The following is a 20,500-nucleotide window of genomic DNA, read 5'->3' on the forward strand; positions in this document are numbered from 1 at the left end:
CCAGATGAGAGGTCACGACGATGACAATCACCCAAGAACAGATCACCTGGTTCGCCGACACGTTCCAGAAGCTCAGCGACAACGTGGGACTCGCCGTGCTCGGCAAGCCCGGGGTCGTCCGGCTGGTGCTGACGGCGTTCCTCGCGGAGGGGCACGTGCTCCTGGAGGACGCGCCGGGGACCGGCAAGACCCAGCTCGCGAAGGCGCTCGCCGCCACTGTGCAGGGCACGAACAGTCGCATCCAGTTCACTCCCGACCTGCTGCCGTCCGACGTGACGGGAACCGTCATCTACGCGCAGAAGACGGGGGAGTTCCAGTTCCGGCAGGGGCCGATCTTCGCCTCGATCGTGCTGGCGGACGAGATCAACCGCGCCTCGCCGAAGACGCAGTCCGCGCTGCTGGAGGTCATGGAGGAGGGCCGCGTCACGGTAGAGGGCGTGCCGCATTCGGTCGGCCGCCCGTTCCTCGTGATCGCGACGCAGAACCCGATCGAGCAGGCGGGAACGTACAAGCTCCCCGAGGCGCAGCTCGACCGCTTCCTCATCAAGACGAGCATCGGCTATCCCGACCTGGCGGCGGCCGAGCTCATCCTGTCGGGCGCGGCGGTGAAGGACCGGTCGGCGAGCCTGTCGCCCATCGTCACCACGCAGCTCATCGCCGAGATCTCGCAGCTCCTCACCGACGTGCACGTGGACCCCGCGGTCCTGCGCTACACCGCGCAGCTGGCCGAGGAGACGCGCCGCGACCCGAGCACCCGACTCGGCGTCTCGGTGCGCGGTTCGCTCGCCATGATCCGGGCGGCCAAGGTGTGGGCCGCGTCGGAGGGGCGCGGCTACGTCGTCCCCGACGACATCAAGGCGCTCGCCGGCCCCGTCTGGGAGCACCGACTCGTCATGGACCCCGAGGCCGAGTTCGCCGGCGCCACGCCCGAGGCCGTCGTGGGGCGCGCCCTCGCCGCGATCGCTGCTCCGCAGTCCCGCAGCTCGGCGGCATGATGCGCGGCCGCCTGTTCTCCCTCGCCCGGGCCGTCGCTGCCCGCGTGGGTGTCGTCGTGCGCCGCGTCTGGGTCGTCGTCCGCGCGCGGCTCCGGGTCGCCACGACGCTCGGATGGAGCCTCGTCGCCGTCGCGGTCCTCGCGCTCGTTGTGGGCGGGGCCTTCGGCTGGGGAGAACTGGCGGCGCTCGGGCTCGGGGCCGTGCTCGTCGTGGCATCCGCGATCCCGTTCGTGCTGATCCGACCGGTGTACGACGTCGCGATCGAACTCGCCGCGCACCGCGTGCGGGTGGGGGAGCGCGCCGTGGGACGCCTCGTCGTGCGGGGCGCGGGACGCCGTACCTCGCCGGCGACGACGGTCCGTCTCCCGGTGGGGGCGGCCCGTCCGGAATTTCGGATGCCACGGCTCGCCCCCGGGCAGGAGTACGACGAGCTGTTCACGGTGCCGACCGTGCGCCGCGCGATCCTCACGCTCGGGCCGGTGACCTCGGTCCGCACCGACCCGGTGGGGGCGCTCCGGCGCGAGGTCGCCTGGACGGAGCCGGAGCTCCTCTACATCCACCCCCGCGTGGTCGTGATCGACAGCGAGACCACCGGCATCCTGCGCGATCTCGAGGGCCTGCCCACGCGCGATCTCGCCGACGACGACATGTCGTTCCACGCGCTCCGCGAGTATTCGGCGGGGGACGACCTGCGGCACGTGCACTGGGTGTCGACGGCGCGCACGCAGACGCTGATGATCCGGCAGTTCGAGCAGACCCGCCGGTCGCACCTGCTCGTGGTGCTGTCCACCGACCTGGACGACTACGCCGACGAGGACGAGTTCGAACTCGCCGTCTCGACGGTCGGTTCGGTGGGCCTGTCCGCGCTGCGCGGCGGCAAGACCCTCACGGTGCTGACGCACGAGGGGACGCTCGCGCTGCACGGGGAGCGCACGTTCATGGACGCCCTGTCGGGCATCGAGGCGCGGCCCTCCGGGACCGGCATCGCCCGCGCGGCCCGCGCGATCGCGACCGCCGCCCCCGGTGCTTCGGTCGTCGTGTTCGTGACCGGCGCCGCCGGTGCGCTCGCGGATCTGCGCGCGGCGTCGCTGCGGGCCCCGATCACCGCGCGGTCGGTCGCCGTCCGCGCCACCCGGCACGAGCAACCGGCGCGGCGAGTCCTCGGCGACCTCGTCTTCGCCGACGTCGCCGAGCTCGAACAGCTTCCCGCCGCGCTCCGGGCGGTGTCCGAATGAGCCGCCGGTGGATCGTGGATGCCACGGCGATGTGCGCGCTCGTCGCGCTCGCGCTGCTGCCGCTGTGGTCGGCGTTCCAGGACGCGCGGTTCTGGGTGACCGCGGGCGGGGCGATCCTCGTCGGGACGGCGCTCGCCGTCGTCGGCGCCGCCCGGCGCTGGTCGGTCCTGGTCGTCGCGGCGACGGTCGTCGTGGCGTACTTCCTCGTGAGCAGCGCGCTGGCCTTCCCGTCTCAAGCGCTGTGGGGCGTCGTCCCGACCCTGGACACGCTGATCGCTTCGGCCACCGGCGTCGTGCGGGTGTGGAAGGAAGCCCTGACCCTCCCTCCGCCGTTCGCCGGCGTGGAGTCGATGTACGTCGTTCCCCTCGTGCTCGCGCTGCTGGCTTCGGTCGTGTCGGTGTCCCTCGCCCTCCGCGCCCGACTCTTCGCTGTCGCTCTGCTTGTTCCCGGTGCCGCGCTCGTCGCCGCGATCGCCCTGTCGACGTTCGACAGCGTCGCCCCCGCCGCCGTCGGCGCCGCTTTCGGGGTCGTCGCGCTCGCCTGGTCCGTCTGGCGCACGCGGCGCGCGCGGTCGACGGACCCCGTGGATGCCGCCGGCCCGGCGCCGACGCGGTCGGTCGCGCTGCCGGTGGTCGCGGGCGTCTCCATCGCGGCGATCGTCGCGGGTGCGGGCGCGGTCGGCGCGGCCGCGGCGACGGCGGCGCCGCTCGGCGACCGGCAGGTGGTCCGCGATCACGTCGTGCCGCCACTCGAACTGCACGACTACGCCTCGCCCCTGACGGTGTTCCGGAAGTACACGAAGGAGGCGCAGGACGACGGCACGCTGTTCACGCTCTCCGGCCTGCCCCAGGGCGCGCGGATCCGTCTTGCGACCCTCGACTCCTACGACGGCGTCGTCTACTCGGTGTCGGGTGCCGGGTCGGGCGCCGGCACGTTCGCCCGGGTGGGGCGGCGCATCGAGCCGGTGGCATCCGGTGCGCCCGCCCACGTCCAGGTGACGATGGGGGCCCTGCACGGCGTGTGGATGCCGACCGTGGGCTACCTCACTTCGGTGGGGTTCGACGGGTCCGACGCGGTCGAGCGCGACGGCGCGCTGCACTACAACGCGGCCACCGGCACCGCGCTGGTGACCACGGGGATGGCCGAGGGCGACACGTACGCCTTCGACACCGTGATCCCCGCCGCGCCCACGGAGGAGCAGCTGGAGGATGCCGCGGTGTCGCCGGTCACGACCCCGGCCCCGCAGCGCGTGCCCGACGACCTCGTCGCGGCGGTCGACACCGCCACCGAGGGAGCCGAGACGCCCGCCGCACAGGTGCGCGCGATCGAGGCGTACTTCCAGACCAACGGCTACTTCTCGCACGGCCTCGAGGGGCAGGTCGCGTCGCGGTCGGGGCACAACCTGGCGCGCGAGAGCGACCTGTTCTCCCAGCCCCAGATGGTCGGGGACGACGAGCAGTACGCCGTGGCGATGGCGCTCATGGTGTCGCAGCTCGGACTCCCGGTGCGCGTGGTCATGGGCTTCTCGGGCAAGAACGAGGGCCTGCCCGGCGGGACCGTCGACGTCACCGGCGAGCAGCTGCACGCGTGGGTCGAGGTGCCGTTCGAGGGCTACGGGTGGGTGCCCTTCTGGCCCACCCCCGCCGAGGACAAGGTTCCGCAGGAGCAGGTGCCCGAGCAGCGCCAGAAGCCGCGCGCCCAGGTCGCGCAGCCGCCGGACCAGCCGCAGGAACCGGCGCAGCTTCCCCCGGCCCCGCCGGTGGAGGACGCGCGCGCCGACCAGACGACGACGGACCTCGCGTGGCTGTGGACGACGTTGCAGATCGCGGGCTGGTCGCTCGGCGCCGTCGTGGTGCTGTTCGGCCCGTCGGTGTTCCTCGGCATCCTTCGCGCGCGCCGTCGGCGGCGGCGGGCCGGCGGCGACGACCACGCCGAGCGGATGGCGGGCGGCTGGGCCGAACTCGTCGACACGGCTCGGGACACCGGGACGCCCGTCGGCGCGGGTGCGACCCGACGCGAGCAGGCTGCGGCCCTCGACGAGCGTTTCCCCGAGGCGGGGGTGGGGGCGCTCGCCGTCCGCGCCGACGCCGGCGTGTTCGGGGCGGGGACGCCCAGCGACGCCGAGGTGGCCGCGTACTGGAACGACGTCGACACGGCGGTCGGCGGCATCCGTCGGTCCGTCCGCTGGCGCCGGCGGCTCGCCGCGCGCTTCTTCCCGGCGTCGGTGTGGTCGACGCTCTTCCGTCGACGGGGGCGCCGATCGTGACGGTGGCGATGGAGCTCAGCTGGGGCGCGTGCTCCGACCCGGGAACGCGCCGGGCCACGAACGAGGACGCCTACCTGGTCGGCACCCCGGTGTTCCTCGTGGCCGACGGCATGGGCGGGCACGCCGGGGGAGCGGATGCCAGCCGCCGGGCGGTGGAGAGCTTCCGGTCGCTCGTCGGCCGACGTCAGGTCGGCGCGGACGACGTGCGGCGGGCCTTCGAGGACGCCGTCGCGGGCGTGGGGGAGATCTCGTCCGGGTCGCCCGCCCCCGGGACCACGCTCTCCGGCGTCGCCGTGTGCGAAGAGCGCGGTGTGCCGCACTGGCTCGTGCTCAACATCGGCGACTCGCGGACCTACCGCTTCCTGCGGGGCGAGCTCGATCAGATCAGCATCGACCACTCCGCGGTGCAGGACCTCGTGGACGAGGGCACCATCAGCTCGGCGGAGGCCGAACGGCACCCGCAGCGGCACGTGATCACGCGTGCCGTCGGCGCCGGTTCGGTGGGTCTCCCGGACTACTGGCTGCTGCCGGTCCGGCACGGCGAGCGCATCCTGGTGTGCTCCGACGGTCTCCCGAAGGAGGTTCCCGTCGAGGTCATCACGGCCGTGCTGGCGTCGGAGCCCACCGCGTCGGGCGCGGCGCAACGGCTCGTCCGCGAGGCGCTCGCGCGCGGAGGGCGGGACAACGTCACGGTTGTCGTCGTCGACGCGCGGTTGTCGGACGAGGCCGCCGCGGACGACCTGGACGAGGACACCGTGCCGCGCGCACCTCACCCGGAGGAGGACGAACGTGTCGAGGTATGAGCCCGGCGACGCCTATGCCCTGAGCGGCGGGCGCGGAGTGGGACTGCTCGCGGAGGACACCGCCCTCCCGGTGGTCGAGAGGTTGTGGCGGACGCTCGAGGACGGCGGCGGTCTCGCTGAGGTCCTCGAGGTGATCGTGGAGGAGTACGGCATCGCGCGGCTCCCCGGGTTCGCCTTCGCCGTGACGGACGGTGACCCGGACGCCGATGCCGCGACGCGGGTCGTCGTCCGCGGCGCGTTCGAGGCCCGCCTGGGCGGCGGAGAGACGATCACCGCCGACGCGCCGACCTTCTGGACCGAGCGCCGTCTCATCGATGCGGGCGCCGTCGCCCTCTCCGCGGCGGGTGCAGTGTCCGCCGGGGCCGTGACGCTGCCGATCCGCAGCGGCGTGGTCCGGGCGGCGGCGATCTCGACCGGCACGGTGCCCCGCGACATCCCTCTCCCGGCCCTGCCTCCGCCGCCCCCCGCGCCCGCGCCCGAACCTCCCGAACCCCTCGCCGCACCCGCCCCGGTCGAGCCCGAACTCCCCGTGCCGGTCGAGTCCGAACCTCCCGCCCCGGTCGTGCCCCCCTCCCTCGAGACCCAGATCCGGCCCGACGTCACGTTCGCGACGACGGACTCCGTCTCGGCGCCCTTCCCTCCGCAGGCGCCCGCCACGCCGCCGACCGCACCGCTCGCCGAGCTGCCGGTGGAGGAGGGGACGACCACGTACGACGATCTCGTCTTCGGGATGACGCGGCTGACGAGCGTCGAGGACGCGGCCGTGCGCGCGGCGACCGACGAGCACGACGCGGTCGCCCCGATCGGGTCGATTCCGCGGCCCGGTGCGCCGCTCCCGCCCCCGCTTCCGGAACCCGCGGGCGACCACGACGGGCTCACCCTCTCGGCGGAGCAGTTCGCCGCGCTCATGAGCGGCTCGGCCCCGGCGTTGCCGTCGGCAGGCCTGGCCTTCCCGCCCGCGGTGCCGGCCGCTTCCCACGCCGTCCTGATCCTGCCGACAGGTGAGCGCACCGTGCTCGATCGGGGCGCGGTCGTCGGCGTGCGCCCCAGCGCCGTGCGCACGAGCAGCGCGGTTCCCCACCTCATCGCCGTCGCGAGCCCGTCGGGGGAGATCTCCCGCCGGCACCTCGAGATCCGGGTCGAGGGTGCGGACGTGCTGGCCGTCGACCTGAACTCCACGAACGGCACCCGGCTTCTGCGCCTCGGGGCCGACCCCGTCCGCATGCACCCGGGGGCCGCGACCCTCCTCGTCGGCGGCGACCGGCTCGACCTCGGCGACGGGGTCGTCCTCTCCTTCGAGGGGCTGCGATGAACCGTCCCGCGCAGGCAGCGCCCCCCGAGCTCCCGGGCTTCGAGCAGATCCGGTCGCTCGGCTCGGGCGGCTTCGCCGACGTGTTCCTGTTCCGTCAGCGGCATCCCGAGCGCGAGGTCGCCGTGAAGGTGATGCACGCGCACCGGCTCGACGCCGCCACGGTCGAGGGGTTCACCGCCGAGGCCAACCTGATGGCGGGCCTGGCGGCGCACCCGCACATCGTGTCCGTCTACGAGACCGGTGTCTCCGCGGACGGGCGCCCGTTCCTGGTGATGGAGTACTGCTCCCGACCCAACCTGCAGGTGCGGCACCGCCGGGAGCGGTTCTCGGAGGCCGAGACGCTCCGCATCGGGGTGCAGATCGCGGGAGCCGTGGAGACGGCCCACCGGTTCGGCATCCTGCATCGCGACATCAAGCCCGCGAACATCCTCGTCACCAAGTACGACAAGCCCAAGCTCACCGACTTCGGCATCGCCGGGTCGGCGGCCTCGACGGTGGCGGGCTTCAGCATCCCCTGGTCGCCGCCGGAATCCTTCGTCCGCGGGGGCTACACCGGACCGGCTTCCGACGTGTATTCGCTCGCCGCGACCCTGTACACGCTCCTCACCGATCGCCAGCCGTTCGAAATCCCGGGCGGATCCAACGGCGAGATCGACATGGTTCCTCGGATCCAGACGATGGCGCTGCCGCCGACCGGCCGCGGCGACGTCTCCGCAGCGCTGGAGGCGGTGCTGGCCCGCGCGATGGCGAAGGATCCGGCCGCCCGCTACGCGACGGCGCTCGAGTTCGGGCGCGCCCTGCAGCACGTGCAGATCCTGCACGGCATGCAGGAGACGCCGATCGATGTCGAGGAAGACGACATCCTGCCGTTCGAGGACGAGGGGGAGGAGAAGGCCACCCGGTTCCGCGGCATCACGAGCATCGACGCGCAGTCCGTTCCCGCACCCGCGCCGGCTCCGGCCCCCGCCTTCCCGCCGGTCGCGGACACGGCCCGGACACCGACGACGTCGCTCCCGGGAGTGATGGATGCCACCCTCCGGCGCCCACCCGCCGCCCCCGCGGCGCCGTCGTGGGGAGTGCCCGCCGCCCCCGCGCCCCAGGACACGATCGTGCGACCCCCGGCCGCGCCCGTCGCGGACGACGCCCCCGCGCCGCCGTCCACGGGCCGCAGTCGCCGACCCCTCGTCCTCACGGCGGTCGCCGCGGGCGTCGTCCTCCTCGCCGCCGGCGGCGCGGTCGCCGCCGCTCTGACGGCACCGCCCCCTGAACCGCAGAGCGGGGCGACGACGGCCGCCGACCCGGTGGACGCCGAGCCGGACTCCCGTCCGGTGCAGGTGACGGGACTCACGGGGCGCGTGACCGACGCGGGCGTCGACTTCACCTGGACCAACCCCGACCCGCAGCCCGGCGACGCCTACCTCTGGCGGACCGTCGTGCCCGGGACGGAGACGACGTTCGCGGAGGTGGCCACACCCACCGTGCAGGTCCCGGTGGATGCCAGCGGCCGGACGTGCATCGAGGTGCTGCTGCGTCGCGCCGACGGCACCGCCTCGGCCACGGGGGTGGAGGGATGCGCACCATGACGGGGACGAGCCAGGCCACCGATCTCGGGCCCGAGCCGGGTCTGCACCTGGAGTACTGCGGCGAGTGGTTCACCGTGCTGCCCGGGGAGACCTTCAGCGTCGGACGGGAGGCGGACCTGGCCATCGACGACAACCCGTTCCTCCACCGCCGGCTCCTGCAGGTGTCGGAGTTCGAGGGGCTGTGGCTGTTGGCCAACGTCGGCAGTCGCCTGTCGGTGACCGTGACCGACGGTGCGGGGCGGCTGCAGTCGTGGCTCGCTCCCGGCGCGCGCCTGCCGCTGGTCTTCGGCCGGACCACCGCGGTCTTCACCGCGGGACCCACCACGTACGAGCTCTCGATCTACGTCGCCGAACCGGTGTTCAGCGAAACGCACCCGGCCGCGAGCGAGGGGACGACCACGATCGGCGACGACGTCACCCTGACGGTGTCGCAGCGACAGCTCATCGTGGCGCTCGCGGAGCCGCTGCTCCGCCGCGACGGGACCGGTCTCGGCGAGATCCCCACCAGCGTGCGCGCCGCGGCGCGCCTCGGGTGGGCCACCACGCGCTTCAACCGGAAGCTCGACAACGTGTGCGACAAGCTCGACCGGCTCGGCGTCCAGGGCCTGCGCGGTGGGGTGCGCGCCTACGCCACCAACCGCCGCATCCGCCTCGTGGAGTACGCGATCGCCTCCCGGCTCGTCACCCGCGCCGACCTGCCCCTGCTCGATCTGAAGACGGACGAGGAATGAAGCTCAAACTCACCCTGCGGCGCTCGGGACAGAGTCGCGACCTGAACGTGACGGCGGATGCCACGGCCACCGTCGGCGACATCGCGCGGACCCTCGTCCTCGCCGATCCGCTCGGGGGCGCGTCGACGGCGGGAGAAGTGACGCTGCACGTCGCCGACGTCGGGGGAGCGGCCGGCGGTGGCCGGACCCTGCAGCCGTCGACGACGATCGTCGATTCGGGGCTGCTGTCGGGCGCGTTCGTGGAGGTCGTGGGTGCCGAGGGCGTCTTCCAGCCGGTGTCGTCCGCCGATGCGGTGGCGATCGTCCGTGTCCTGAGCGGGCCCGACGCCGGCCGGGAGTTCCCCCTCGGTGTCGGGTCGAGCCTCATCGGGCGCGACCACACCGCCGACGTCCGGCTGAGCGACCCGATGGTGTCCAAGCGTCACGCGCGCGTCAACGTCGGCGACCACATCGAGGTCATCGACGAGAACTCGGCCAACGGCGTGCTGATCGGCGGTGCCGCCGTGGCGCGGGGGGTGCTGGCATCCACCGATCTGCTCACCCTCGGCGACACGACGCTGTCGGTCGTGGTGATCCGGCGCACCGAGGCGGCGGGACTGACGAGCCAGATCGACCACGTGCGCGGTCCGCGGGTCGTCCCGCCGCGGCGCGAGGTCGTCCTGCCGGCCCCGCAGCCCCCGACGCCCGCGGAACGGCAGCGACTGCCGTGGCTGGCACTGGTCGCGCCGCTGCTCATGGGGGCCGTCATCTGGGCCGTCACGCACCAGGTGCTGGGTGTCATCCTCGTCGCGCTGAGCCCGCTGCTGCTCATCGGCGGGGTCATCGACCAGCGGCTGGCGGCGCGGCGGAAGTTCCGGGCGGAGAACGCGGTGTTCCAGGCGGCGCTCGACCACATCGACGGGGAGATCGAACGGGCGCACGATGACGAGCGGGCCCAGCGGCGGCGAGAGCTGCCCTCGTGCGCCGAGCTCGTGACCGATGCGCAGCGGCTCGGGCCGCTGTTGTGGTCCGAGCGCCCCGAGTCGCCGACCTATCTGACGCTCACCGTGGGCGCCGGCCGCGTCGCCTCCCGCGTGCGGGTGGAAGCCCCTCCGCTCCACCAGGCTCCCGTCGACGCGGCCGTCCGCGTGGCCGCCACGGTCGCGCGCGCCGCCACGATCGATGACGTGCCCGTGTCCGTCGAGCTCCCGCGCGCCGGGTCGCTCGGGTACGCCGGCGCGGGGGACGTCGCGTCGGTCGCACGCGCGGGCGTTCTCCAGCTGCTGCTGAAGCATTCCCCGGCCGAGGTCGTGCTCGCCGCGATCGTGTCGCCCGCCGCCCGAGCGGAGTGGGAGTGGGTGAAGTGGATGCCGCACACCAGCTCCTCGCACAGCCCGCTCGCCGTGCCCCATCTCGCGGCCCAGCGGTCGGTGGCATCCGATCTGCTCTCCGCCGTGGAGGGCGTCATCGACGAACGTCTCGCCGGCGACGCTCCCGCCCCGCGCGGACGCGTCGTCGCCGAGGGCGAGACCGGTGTGCCGGAGCGGATCGAGGCGGCTCCCCTCCCCGCCATCGTGCTCGTGATCGACAACGCGGCGCCCGTGGACCGGGCGCGGCTGACCCGAGTGGCGGAACGGGGGCCGGATGCCGGGGTGCACGTGATCTGGGTGGCTCCGCGCGTCGAAGACCTTCCGGCCGCGTGCCGGAGCTTCGTCGAGGTGGGGGGCGAACGCGGTGTCGGCCTGGTCGGACAGGTGCGGACGGGGGAGAGCATCGCCCCCGTCGCCCTGGAGTCGTGCACGGCGGCCGTGGCGGAGCAGCTCGCGCGGATGCTCTCTCCGGTGGTGGACGTCGGCGTGCCGGAGGCCGACGATTCCGACCTGCCGCGGGCCGTTTCGTACCCCGCGCTCATCGGACCCGAGATCCTCGACGATCCCGAGGTCGTCGTGGAACGGTGGCGGCAGAACGATTCGTTGATCGTGCGGGACGGCTCGGGACCGCGTCGACGGTCCAAGCCGGGGACTCTGCGCGCGGTCGTGGGCCACGCCGGGACGCAGCCGTTCGTGCTCGACCTCCGGGCCGACGGGCCGCACGCCCTCGTGGGCGGCACGACGGGTGCCGGCAAGAGCGAGTTCCTGCAGTCGTGGGTGCTCGGCATGGCCACCGCGCACAGCCCCGACCGACTGACCTTCCTGTTCGTCGACTACAAAGGCGGCTCGGCGTTCGCGGACTGCCTCGACCTGCCGCATCAGGTCGGTCTCGTGACGGACCTCTCGCCGCACCTGGTGCGCCGCGCACTGACGTCGTTGAAGGCGGAGCTGCGGCACCGCGAGCACGTGCTCGTCGCCAAGAAGGCGAAGGACCTTGCGACGCTGGAGCGTTCGGGCGACCCCGACTGCCCGCCGAGCCTGGTGATCGTGGTGGACGAGTTCGCCGCCCTCGCGCAGGAGGTCCCGGAGTTCGTCGACGGAGTGGTCGACGTCGCCCAGCGCGGACGCTCCCTCGGACTGCACCTGGTGCTCGCGACGCAACGGCCGGCCGGAGTCATCACCGACAACCTCCGTGCCAACACGAACCTCCGGATCGCGCTGCGGCTGGCGGACGCCGAGGACTCGATGGACATCCTGGGCGATCGCATGGCCGCGTTCTTCGATCCCTCGGTGCCCGGCCGTGCCGCCGCCAAACGTGGCCCTGGCCGACTGGCGGCCTTCCAGACGGGGTACGCCGGAGGCCGCACGACCGGCGAGACGCCGCCGCCGCGGATCGACATCGCCCAGCTCGACTTCGAGGCGCCGCACGTCTGGGAGGCGCCGCAGGTGGAGGAGGTCGAGACCGTCGAGGAGGGGCCGACCGACATCACTCGGATCGTGTCCTCCGTGCGCCGCGCGGCCCAGCGACTGTCGCTGCCCGCTCCCCGCCGACCGTGGTTGGACGAGCTGGCGGCGCTGTACAGCTTCAGCCGTCTCCCGAACCCGCGCACCGACGAGCGGTTGCCGCTGGGCGTGTGGGACGCGCCGGAGCTGCAGGCGCAGCCTCCCGCGTTCTATCAGCCCGACGTGGACGGCAACCTCGCGGTGTTCGGCACGGGTGGCTCGGGCAAGAGCACGGTGCTGCGGACGATCGCGGTCGCGGCCGCCGCGACCCGCCGCAACGGCGGTCCCACGCACGTGTACGCGCTGGACTTCGCCTCGCGCGGCCTCGCGATGCTCGAGGGGCTCGGTCACGTCGGGGCCGTCGTGCAGGGCGATGACGAGGAGCGCGTCATCCGGACGATCCGGATGCTGCGGGACGTCGTCGTCGAGCGCTCCGCGCGGTACGCCGCGTCGCGGGCGGACACGATCGGGGAGTACCGCAGGAACGCCGACGCCCCGGAGGAACCGCGCATCCTGCTGCTGGTGGACGGGATCGGCACGTTCAAGGAGCAGTACGAGTTCGGTCCCGCCCATCGCTCGTCGTGGTTCACAGCCTTCGCGCAGATCGCCGCGGACGGTCGCGGGGTGGGTGTCCACATCGTGGTGGCGGGCGACCGTCCGAACGCGCTGCCGGCCTCGATCGCCTCGACCGTCCAACGGCGCATCGTCCTGCGCATGGCCACGGACGAGGAATATCTCCTCCTGGGGGTGCCCCGCGACATCCTCTCTCCGGCATCCCCTCCGGGGCGGGGGATTCTGGACGACCGGGAAGTGCAGATCGCGGTCCTCGGCGAGTCCAGTAACGTCGCCGTCCAGGCGCGGGCCCTCGAGCAGCTCGCGCACAGCGTCGCGCGGTCCGGGATGGCTCCCGCTCCGGGGATCGCCCGCCTGCCCGATGACGTCGAGCTGCGCTCGCTGCCGGTCGGCGCCCCGGGCACGGCCGTCGTCGGGCTCGACGATCTGTCCCTCGGACCCGCGACGATCGCGGTCCGCGGGGCGTTCCTCCTGAGCGGCCCGCCGGCTTCTGGGAGGACGACGGCACTCGGAACCCTCGCCACAGCGGTGCGGATGGCGGACGCGTCGCGCCGATGCGTCCTCCTGGCCCCGCGGCGCAGCTCCCTCGCTGCGCTCGAGTGGGCGGAGCGGGCACAGAGTCCCGCGGAGGTCGCCGCGCTCGCCGGCCGCCTCAGCGAGGCGATCGAGGCGGGATCGGCGGGCCGGCTCGCGCTGTTCGTGGAGTCCCTCCCCGAGTTCACCGGGACCGAGGCCGAGTACGAGCTCGACCGTCTCGTGCGGTTGGCCGCGCGGGAGGAGCAGTTCGTGGTCGGTGAGGGGGAGTCGTCGAGCTGGGGCCAGGCCTACACGCTGTCCGGCCCCTTCAAAGCCGCTCGACGCGGGCTCGCGCTGGCCCCGACGGACATGGACGGCGACGTCCTGTTCGGTCTCCCGCTCGGTCGCATCCGTCGCGCCGATTTCCCTGCCGGTCGGGGATTCCTCATCGAACGAGGTCGGTCGCACAAGGTCCAGATCGCGTGGCAGCGACAGTGACGGGCATGGTGCTTGTTCCCCATCGCCGACACGTCGCGACCGCTCATAACCTCGCCTCATCGCCCGATGGCGGCGAACGACCGGGCACCGATACACGGGTCCGCACCACAGAAAGAAGGAGATGATCATGGCCGTTTGGGGTCTCGACGTCGAGCAGGTCCGCGCGCTCAGCTCGCAGTTGAACAACAAGGCGGGGGATATCGAAAGCATCCTCAGCCAGCTCACCAGTGCCCTCTCGCAGACGCAGTGGGAGGGTCCGGATGCCAACCAGTTCCGCAGCGACTGGTCGGGACCGCACACCGCCTCGCTCCGCAACGTCGTGCAGGCCCTGCGCGACGCCGCTACGAAGGCGCAGCAGAACGCGGCCGCGCAGGAGCAGACGTCCAACAGCTGAGGTCCGGGTGGGAGGGGACGCCTCGTTCCCTCCCACCGACCGCCGAGAGGAGGTGACGCGATGGGAATGTACGGAGCGGATGTCGAACAGCTGCGGGCGCTGGCTCGATCGTTCGACTCGGCTGCGACCCGGCTCGACCAGAACCGGATGACGGTCGGCAACGCGATCCGGATCCAGGCGTGGGTGGGACCCGTCGCGGTGCGGTTCCGCGCCGAGTGGGACTCCGCGCACAGTGTCAAGGTGGCCCAGGCTGCCGCAGGTCTGCGTGATGCCGCTTCGGCGCTGCGGCGCAACGCGGACGACCAGGATCACACCAGCAGGTCCGACGCCGGCAGCGTTCAGACCGTGCCGGCTCCGATCGGCAGAGTTCCCTCCTTGGGGTCGTTGCTGATGGAGTTCGTGGGCGGTACGACCGGGATGCTCAAGGGAATCGTCGGCGCGATCGAACTGCCCGAGAGCATCGTCGAGATGGGGCATACGGCGGCCCATGTCCTCATGAGCGGCAAGGGCGCCGACGCGTGGACCACCTTCGGTGCCGCGGCCGAGGCGACGAAGCTGGGCCGCGTCCTGGGAGCGGCCGGAACCACCCTCGGCGTGATCTCCGCGGGATTCGGCGCCTACGAGACGGTGACGAAGGCTCTCGAGGGGGACACCCAGGGCGCCATCTACTCGGGCGTGAAGACGCTGATCGGCGCAGCGGCCGTGATCCCGAGCCCGATCCAGCCGTTCGCCGCCGCCGTGAGCATCGGGATCGGAGTCGGCGAACTGCTCTCGCAGAACCCCGCGATCTCGAACGCCGTGACGAACGTCGTCGCCGGCGCCGGCGACGCAATCGCTCGGGGCACCTCCGATGTCGCGAATGCGGTCGGGAAGGTCGCCGACGGCGTGGGCAAAGCCGCGGGGAGCTTTCTCGACGGCGTAGGCAAGGCAGCGAAGAAGCTGTGGCCGTGGTGAGCGATCCGGCCGACAGGGGAGAGAGAACAGATATGAGTGAACAGACGTGGCAGGGGTTCGGCTTCGGCGAGATCGGTTTCCTGCTGATCCAGGACGACCTGCCGGCTGTGAAAAAGGCTCGCGAGGTGTTCGACCTCGTCGACCACGCCTATGCCGATGACGTGGCCGTGGCGTCGATGTCCTCTCTCATCGCGCACGGCCTCCTGGAGATCGATTCGGACGGGGTGCCGCAACCCCGGGGTGCGGCCACCGTCCTGTCGTACGCCGTCGCCGAAGCGACGCGGTGGACGCGAATCGGATTCTTCTCGGGGAGCGATGAGGCGATCGACGGTGCCGTACTCTTGCACGCCCCTGCCCTGACCGCGATCCTCCAGCCGCGCCAGGGCGGCTCGTGGCTCATGCTCGCCAAGGCCCCGGAGGTGAGCGACGGCGAGGCGCTGTGGGCACTCGTATCCGGCTTCCGCGACGGGCACGAGGCGGCATCCACGTTCGTCGAGGTGAGCACCGTCGGCGGTCGGGCGACGCTGTTCGCCGATCGTGCGGGAGCTGTGTCGTGGACCCTCGCGCTCGGCGAGTCTGCCCTGTGGCCGGAGCAGCGCCGCACCGACGTCGACGACAACGCTCTGCGAGAACTCCTGAACGCGTTGGTCGTCGACGACCTCGCCGCACCGGAGTCGGTTTGACCGTCATGGCCGGGATGTACGGCGCCGACGTCGCCGAGCTGCGCGATCTCGCGCGTGCGTTCGACGCGGCCGCGACGAAGCTGGATCGGGAGCGGATGTCGGTGGGCAACGCGATCCGGATCCAGGCCTGGGTCGGCCCGGTTGCCGTCCGCTTCCGCGCCGAGTGGGACAGCGACCACAGCACCCGGGTCGCCTCGGCCGCCGCGCGCCTGAAGGAGGCTGCGCTCGCCCTGCGGCGCAACGCCGACGACCAGGAACGCACGAGTGCGCCGGATTCGCGCGCCGTGTCGACGCATTCCCCGACGCGGTGGGAGCTCGACCATCCGGCCTCTCGGGAGACCCCAGGCAACGCCCATGCATTCGTCGCGGAGCTGGCGGGAATGGAAGGGGACGAGGACGGCCTTCGCATCCAGAAAGTCGTGGGCGATGACGGTGTCGCGCGGTACGTGGTCTACATCGGCGGCTCCGGCTCCACGTCGGACGGCGCATGGGGCGGCGATCTCGGGTGGGACAACAACGCATTCGCCGTCGCGTCTCTCGACAGCAGAACCCTGGACCACATTCGTGCGAAGATCGCCGCCGTCGTCGAGCCGGATGCCGAGGTCGCTCTCGTCGGGTTCAGCCAGGGCGGGTTGATCGCGCAGCGCCTGGCCGACGAGAGCGCGTTCCGGTGCACGACGGTCCTGACCTATGGCTCTCCCGTGCTGCACGACGTACGGAATTTCGGCGGCGCGGACGTCATCCGTCTCGAGCACGATTCCGACATCGTCCCGCGCCTGAGCCTCTTCAACCCCCTGCACGATCCGCTCGTCGCCGTGATGGATGCCGCGACGGGGAACACGCCACCCGCGCCGGGCGAAGACGTCACCTATCGCGACGGCGGCCTCCAATGGGACGTGCACAACTCCGGGAAGTACGGGGATCTCGCGGCCCGCTTCGATGCTTCCTCGGACCCGCGCTACGACGCGGCCAAAGCCGCCCTCGGGCGCTTCTCAGGACGGATCGTTGCCGATGAACGGTGATCCGCCCCACTTCCTCTTCGACTCGTTCGCCACCCGACAGGAGCTCGCATGACCCTCCCCACCGCCGAACCGCCCCTCGACCTCCCGTACCCGGGGGCACCGATGCGGGCCGCCTTCCGCCGCTTCTGGAAGAAGGGCTTCACCTTCACCGGGCGCGCCAGCCCGTCCGAGTACTGGAAGGCGTGGCTGGCCACGACGGGCATCGCCGTGGCCCTGTACGTCCTCTCGTCGATCGTCAGCGCCGCCGGGCTCGCGGCCGTGATCAATTCCGGCAACTACTCGGCGTACTCGGCCGTCACCGGGTTCTCGACGTTCCTCGTGGTCGTCGCGTTCCTGTACGCGATCGCGGTGGCGATTCCGTCGATCGCGGTCGCGATCCGCCGCCTCCACGACACCAACCAGTCGGGGGCGATGTACCTCCTGACGTTCCTCCCCTTCGTGGGCGGACTGATCCTGCTCATCATGCTCACGCAGGCGTCCCGCCCGGAGGGGGCGCGCTTCGATCTCGCGACGACGACGCCACTGGCCTCACCGCCCGTTCCCTCGCCTCCGACGTCGACGTACGGCGAGATCTCGGCATCCCCGGTTCCGCCCGTTCCCCCGGCACCCGTCGCGGCGGCGGCCCCGCCGCCCGCTCCCGCTCCGCCCGTTCCCGCTCCGCCCGTTCCCGTTCCGCCCGCGCCTGTCCCGCCGGCTCCCGCGTCGCTACCGCACGCCCCGGCCCCCGTCGCAGGCATCCCCGGAATCCCCGGTATCCCCGGGGTATCCGCCCCGGCGGCCCCGGCGTTCGCCCCGGCGCCCGTGCCCGTCGCGGCTCCGGCCGCGGACCTCGAGAGCACGCGCATGGTGCCGCCCACCTCCGTCAGCGGCTGGACGCTCGACCTGCCCGACGGTCGTAGCCTTCCGGTCGACGGCGCCGTGTCGTTCGGACGCGACCCCGTGTCCGACCACGGCGGAGTGCTCGTGCCGGTGGACGACCCCGCACGGTCGATGTCGAAGACGCATGCCCGCTTCGATTTCGCGGGCGGCGCCGTCACGGTGACCGACCTGCACTCGACGAACGGGACCCGTGTCGAGGCGCCGGGAGTGCCCGCGGTGTCGGTCGCTCCGGGGCTCTCCGCCGTCGTTCCGGCGGGCGCGACGGTCTTCCTCGGCGACTACCGGATTCGTCTGCGGCGGGCGTGATGGACGCGAGGGAGGCGACGTGGCGACGCCTGCACGATCCGACGACGCCCGCCGCCGACCTCGCCGAGATCGCGCGCGCCCATCCGGAGTTCGCGGATGCCATCGCCCGCCACCCGAACTGCTACCCGGAACTGCGCACGTGGGCGGCGCAGCTCGCGGGGGAACTCACCGCACAGCGCGATGTCTCGCGGCAGGCGCGGGCGCCTCGCCCGTGGCTCGTCCTCGCGGTCGTGGGCGGTGTGGTGGCGACGTTGGGCGGGGCGGCGGCGGTCGCCGCTGTGCTCTCGACGTCCGGTGCGGGCACGCCGGTCTCCGAGGGCGGGGCGACACCGGATGCGCCCGTGGCGACCGGCAGCCCATCGGCGAGTGCGCAGGGAGAGCGCCGGCTGGACGGTCCGCCGGTGTACATCGGCGATGAACTCGGGACCTTCCTCCCGGACGCGTCCGAGTTGTCGGAATTCATTCCGGCGGCGGCCGCCGGCCAGCTCACCTCCGAGCTGAAGGTGGTCGGCGAGACCGAGGGCGCCTCGGCGCTGCCGGCGAACTGCAACCCGTGGATGCTTCCGGACGAGGGAGCAGTCGTGGGATCCCGCTCCCTCAACTGGAACGACCAGGGGTACACCCGCGATTCCGTCACGGTCCGCCAGTTTCCGACGCCGGGTCTCGCCGACGCCTGGTTCGCCGACTTCGCCGATCACACCGACGAGTGCGCGCGCTTCGAGTTCGGGCAGATCGGGTATTCCACGACGCCGCACGAACTCGAGGTCGTGGCCCGGTCCGGTGGCGGGGTTCTCGTGGCGTCGCTGGACGCGAGCACCGCGGACAGAGCTAGGACGGTCGTCGTGGGGCACGACGGCAACGTCGTTCTCACGATCGATGCCGAGGGGACTCTGGCCGACGGGGACGCGCAACGGCTGGCGGATCTCGTCGCCGCGCGGATCGACCGGGCCCGTGCCGCGTTGACGGAGGAGATCGGCTACCGCTGATCAGGGGAGGATCAGCGCGAAGCTCTGCCGCACATCGGTCCGCCGGGTGACGGATCCGTCTTCGACTCGGATGGATGCCACCCCGTCCTGGTGGATGCCGCTGACGTAGGTGAACCGGAACGACAGCACGCGACCGGCGCGGTCGGTGACGATGTACCTGGTGTTCTGGTCGATTGACGCCGCCGACGTTGACCCGCCGGGGAATGCGTCGGTGACCAGCCCCGTGCTGTCCCCGAGCAGGATGCCGCGGGCCCGCGGCGCGATCTGCCGCAGGTCGCCGGGAACGTCCGAGCTGGACCCCACCTGAACCACGGCCAACTGATCGTCGACGAATCCGGCCGACAGGAGGGGCTTTCCGCTCGGTGCCGTGAGCATCCACACCGCGTCGCTGCGACGCGTGAGTCCCGGGACCGCCGCTCGGGCGTCGTCGAGCGTCATCCCGATCTGGAGCGGACCGACGCCGTCGAACCCGATCTCCCATGTCGAGACCGAGGTGCCCTGCGCCGCCGCAACGCAGCGGCACACGACGACCGTGCGAATGGCGCCGGTTCCGTCGGTCTCGACGCGATAGCCGGTCTGACCCGTCGAGGTGACGGGAAACACCACGGAGCCGTCCGGCTGCGGCTGACCGGCGCCGTAGAGGCGGATGAACGCGGCGATGCCGTCCCCCGGCGCGATCCCTTCGGCCGTCCCGGTACTCGCGTCCGTCGGGGTGATGGAGAAGACACGGTCGTCGTGCAGCTCGACCTTGCCCCAGCCGCAATCGACGACGATCACCTCGACCCCGCCGCTCGTGGTGGGGGTGCCCACGCGCGCTCCGTCGACAGCGGCGCGCACCTCGGCCAGGGTCATACCGAGCCGTACGCCGTTCATGCCCTGCGCGCTGACGACTCCGTCCCGCTGTGCCGTCGCGGCCGCCCGCAGGCGCGCGGACAGCTGGGCGGGATCGGATGCCGACACGGCGGTGCCCCCGCCGACCCCGCCGATGCAGGTCATCTGCTGCTGCGCCTCTTCGTCGTCGTCGACGCCGAACCCGACGACGTGGATCGTGAGGAGGGGGTTGGCGCGGTGCAGCTGCGCGGCCACCTCGCACGAGGAGGGCGGCGCGCACGTGTCGACGCCGTCGGAGACGAGCACGATGCTCCCGGGGCCGTCGGCGGGGAGCATCGCGGCGGCCTTCCGCAGCGCCGGACCGATCGGGGTGAACCCGGAAGCCCGGATGCCGTCGACCGCCGCGCCCAGCGCCTTCGCGTCCACCGGACGGAGGGGGGACAGCGTCGTGACGTCCTGGCATCCGGCCGCCCGCTCGCGGTCGTCGTTGCCGGTCCCGGTCCCGAAGACGAGCAATCCCGTGGGGGTGCCGGTCGGCAGTGCGGTGATGGCCGCGCGCGTCGCCTCCTGCGCCACGGCCATGCGGCTGCGCCCTCCGGCGTCGCGGACCATCGAGCCGGAGGCATCCACGATGAGGACCACCGGGGCGGGCGCGTCGGCCGCGACCGCCCCGGATGAGGGAGAGACGAGCAGGGAAAAGAGCGTCGCGATCGTCGCGATCACGGCGGTGCTCACGGTGCGATGGCGCTCCACGCGGTGCGCCGACCGGTCGTTCCCCATTCCCGTCCCCCCTCCGCCCGGCACCCCCGGGTGGAATGGCGCCAGCCTCCCACGCCGCCCGTCCGACCGTCGATGGGGAGAGATCCCCGTGGCCGTCAGTAGACGTCGTGCCCGCAGTACGGGCACTTGTAGGAATCGCCGGCGTGCATCTGGTCCTTGAAGACGGTGTGCCCGCGCCAACAGCCGGCATGGAGGTTCCAGTTGCCGGTCTGCAGCTTCGACGCCTCGGTTCTGAACATGGGGTTCCCTTCTGCGGCGGACCGTCCGACCGCGAACCCACCGTGAGGCGGGGAAGGGGAG

The 20,500-nt window shown here is 72.5% G+C and carries 16 protein-coding genes; 14 read left to right on the forward strand and 2 right to left on the reverse strand.

Annotated features, from left to right (window positions below):
* Positions 1-20 precede the first annotated feature (20 nt).
* The 14 genes from RKD05_RS10755 (at position 21) to RKD05_RS10820 (ending at position 18,589) form a co-directional block, all read left to right on the forward strand.
* Positions 21-995, forward strand: a complete 975-nt coding sequence (locus RKD05_RS10755; RefSeq protein ID WP_424709958.1) for an AAA family ATPase — start codon at positions 21-23, stop codon at positions 993-995.
* Complete coding sequence (locus tag RKD05_RS10760; RefSeq protein WP_424709959.1) at positions 992-2,230, forward strand: DUF58 domain-containing protein; 1,239 nt, start codon at positions 992-994, stop codon at positions 2,228-2,230. Before RKD05_RS10755 ends, RKD05_RS10760 begins: the two co-directional genes overlap by 4 nt.
* Positions 2,227-4,497, forward strand: coding sequence for a transglutaminaseTgpA domain-containing protein (locus RKD05_RS10765; RefSeq protein WP_424709961.1), 2,271 nt, complete (start codon positions 2,227-2,229; stop codon positions 4,495-4,497). Before RKD05_RS10760 ends, RKD05_RS10765 begins: the two co-directional genes overlap by 4 nt.
* Positions 4,458-5,300 carry a PP2C family protein-serine/threonine phosphatase gene (locus RKD05_RS10770; protein WP_424709963.1) on the forward strand — a complete coding sequence of 281 codons (843 nt, stop codon included), beginning with the start codon at positions 4,458-4,460 and terminating at the stop codon, positions 5,298-5,300. Before RKD05_RS10765 ends, RKD05_RS10770 begins: the two co-directional genes overlap by 40 nt.
* On the forward strand, positions 5,287-6,612 hold the full coding sequence (locus tag RKD05_RS10775; RefSeq protein WP_424709965.1) for an FHA domain-containing protein: 1,326 nt from the start codon (positions 5,287-5,289) through the stop codon (positions 6,610-6,612). The genes RKD05_RS10770 and RKD05_RS10775 overlap by 14 nt, the downstream gene beginning before the upstream one ends.
* Positions 6,609-8,195 (forward strand): serine/threonine-protein kinase, encoded by a 1,587-nt coding sequence (locus tag RKD05_RS10780; protein WP_424709967.1) that lies wholly within the window; start codon positions 6,609-6,611, stop codon positions 8,193-8,195. Before RKD05_RS10775 ends, RKD05_RS10780 begins: the two co-directional genes overlap by 4 nt.
* Positions 8,183-8,926 carry a hypothetical protein gene (locus RKD05_RS10785; RefSeq protein ID WP_424709968.1) on the forward strand — a complete coding sequence of 248 codons (744 nt, stop codon included), beginning with the start codon at positions 8,183-8,185 and terminating at the stop codon, positions 8,924-8,926. Before RKD05_RS10780 ends, RKD05_RS10785 begins: the two co-directional genes overlap by 13 nt.
* On the forward strand, positions 8,923-13,365 hold the full coding sequence (locus RKD05_RS10790) for an FtsK/SpoIIIE domain-containing protein (protein WP_424709969.1): 4,443 nt from the start codon (positions 8,923-8,925) through the stop codon (positions 13,363-13,365). Before RKD05_RS10785 ends, RKD05_RS10790 begins: the two co-directional genes overlap by 4 nt.
* A 127-nt stretch (positions 13,366-13,492) precedes the next feature.
* Positions 13,493-13,759: a WXG100 family type VII secretion target gene (locus RKD05_RS10795; protein ID WP_424709971.1), complete on the forward strand. Its 267-nt coding sequence runs from the start codon at positions 13,493-13,495 to the stop codon at positions 13,757-13,759.
* Positions 13,760-13,819: 60 nt separating this feature from the next.
* Complete coding sequence (locus RKD05_RS10800) at positions 13,820-14,713, forward strand: WXG100 family type VII secretion target (protein ID WP_424709972.1); 894 nt, start codon at positions 13,820-13,822, stop codon at positions 14,711-14,713.
* A gap of 32 nt (positions 14,714-14,745) precedes the next feature.
* Positions 14,746-15,396 (forward strand): hypothetical protein, encoded by a 651-nt coding sequence (locus RKD05_RS10805; RefSeq protein WP_424709973.1) that lies wholly within the window; start codon positions 14,746-14,748, stop codon positions 15,394-15,396.
* Complete coding sequence (locus RKD05_RS10810) at positions 15,393-16,418, forward strand: hypothetical protein (protein ID WP_424709974.1); 1,026 nt, start codon at positions 15,393-15,395, stop codon at positions 16,416-16,418. The genes RKD05_RS10805 and RKD05_RS10810 overlap by 4 nt, the downstream gene beginning before the upstream one ends.
* Positions 16,419-16,466: 48 nt before the next feature.
* Entirely contained in the window at positions 16,467-17,603 is a 1,137-nt protein-coding gene (locus tag RKD05_RS10815) for a DUF805 domain-containing protein (protein ID WP_424709976.1), read from the forward strand.
* Positions 17,603-18,589, forward strand: a complete 987-nt coding sequence (locus RKD05_RS10820; RefSeq protein ID WP_424709978.1) for a sensor domain-containing protein — start codon at positions 17,603-17,605, stop codon at positions 18,587-18,589. The genes RKD05_RS10815 and RKD05_RS10820 overlap by 1 nt, the downstream gene beginning before the upstream one ends.
* On the opposite strand, the gene RKD05_RS10825 is transcribed toward RKD05_RS10820, so the two are convergent.
* Together RKD05_RS10825 and RKD05_RS10830 are read right to left on the reverse strand one after the other, a co-directional pair.
* The gene (locus RKD05_RS10825) at positions 18,590-20,155 is read right to left on the reverse strand and encodes a VWA domain-containing protein (RefSeq protein WP_424709980.1); all 1,566 of its coding nucleotides are present in this window, start codon (positions 20,153-20,155) and stop codon (positions 18,590-18,592) included. It lies immediately after the preceding gene.
* Positions 20,156-20,295: 140 nt separating this feature from the next.
* Complete coding sequence (locus RKD05_RS10830; RefSeq protein ID WP_022878977.1) at positions 20,296-20,439, reverse strand: hypothetical protein; 144 nt, start codon at positions 20,437-20,439, stop codon at positions 20,296-20,298.
* Between the last annotated feature and the right edge of the window lie 61 nt (positions 20,440-20,500).

Origin of the sequence: Microbacterium sp. SLBN-111, assembly GCF_049739645.1 — a bacterium.
Taxonomy (GTDB): domain Bacteria; phylum Actinomycetota; class Actinomycetes; order Actinomycetales; family Microbacteriaceae; genus Microbacterium.

Coding starts and splice junctions, on each gene's coding strand:
- RKD05_RS10830 (WP_022878977.1), bottom strand. CDS start 20,439: ATGTTCAGAACCGAGGCGTCGAAGCTGCAGACCGGCAACTGGAACCTC.
- RKD05_RS10790 (WP_424709969.1), top strand. CDS start 8,923: ATGAAGCTCAAACTCACCCTGCGGCGCTCGGGACAGAGTCGCGACCTG.
- RKD05_RS10760 (WP_424709959.1), top strand. CDS start 992: ATGATGCGCGGCCGCCTGTTCTCCCTCGCCCGGGCCGTCGCTGCCCGC.
- RKD05_RS10765 (WP_424709961.1), top strand. CDS start 2,227: ATGAGCCGCCGGTGGATCGTGGATGCCACGGCGATGTGCGCGCTCGTC.
- RKD05_RS10815 (WP_424709976.1), top strand. CDS start 16,467: ATGACCCTCCCCACCGCCGAACCGCCCCTCGACCTCCCGTACCCGGGG.
- RKD05_RS10780 (WP_424709967.1), top strand. CDS start 6,609: ATGAACCGTCCCGCGCAGGCAGCGCCCCCCGAGCTCCCGGGCTTCGAG.
- RKD05_RS10785 (WP_424709968.1), top strand. CDS start 8,183: ATGCGCACCATGACGGGGACGAGCCAGGCCACCGATCTCGGGCCCGAG.
- RKD05_RS10755 (WP_424709958.1), top strand. CDS start 21: ATGACAATCACCCAAGAACAGATCACCTGGTTCGCCGACACGTTCCAG.
- RKD05_RS10820 (WP_424709978.1), top strand. CDS start 17,603: ATGGACGCGAGGGAGGCGACGTGGCGACGCCTGCACGATCCGACGACG.
- RKD05_RS10795 (WP_424709971.1), top strand. CDS start 13,493: ATGGCCGTTTGGGGTCTCGACGTCGAGCAGGTCCGCGCGCTCAGCTCG.
- RKD05_RS10805 (WP_424709973.1), top strand. CDS start 14,746: ATGAGTGAACAGACGTGGCAGGGGTTCGGCTTCGGCGAGATCGGTTTC.
- RKD05_RS10800 (WP_424709972.1), top strand. CDS start 13,820: ATGGGAATGTACGGAGCGGATGTCGAACAGCTGCGGGCGCTGGCTCGA.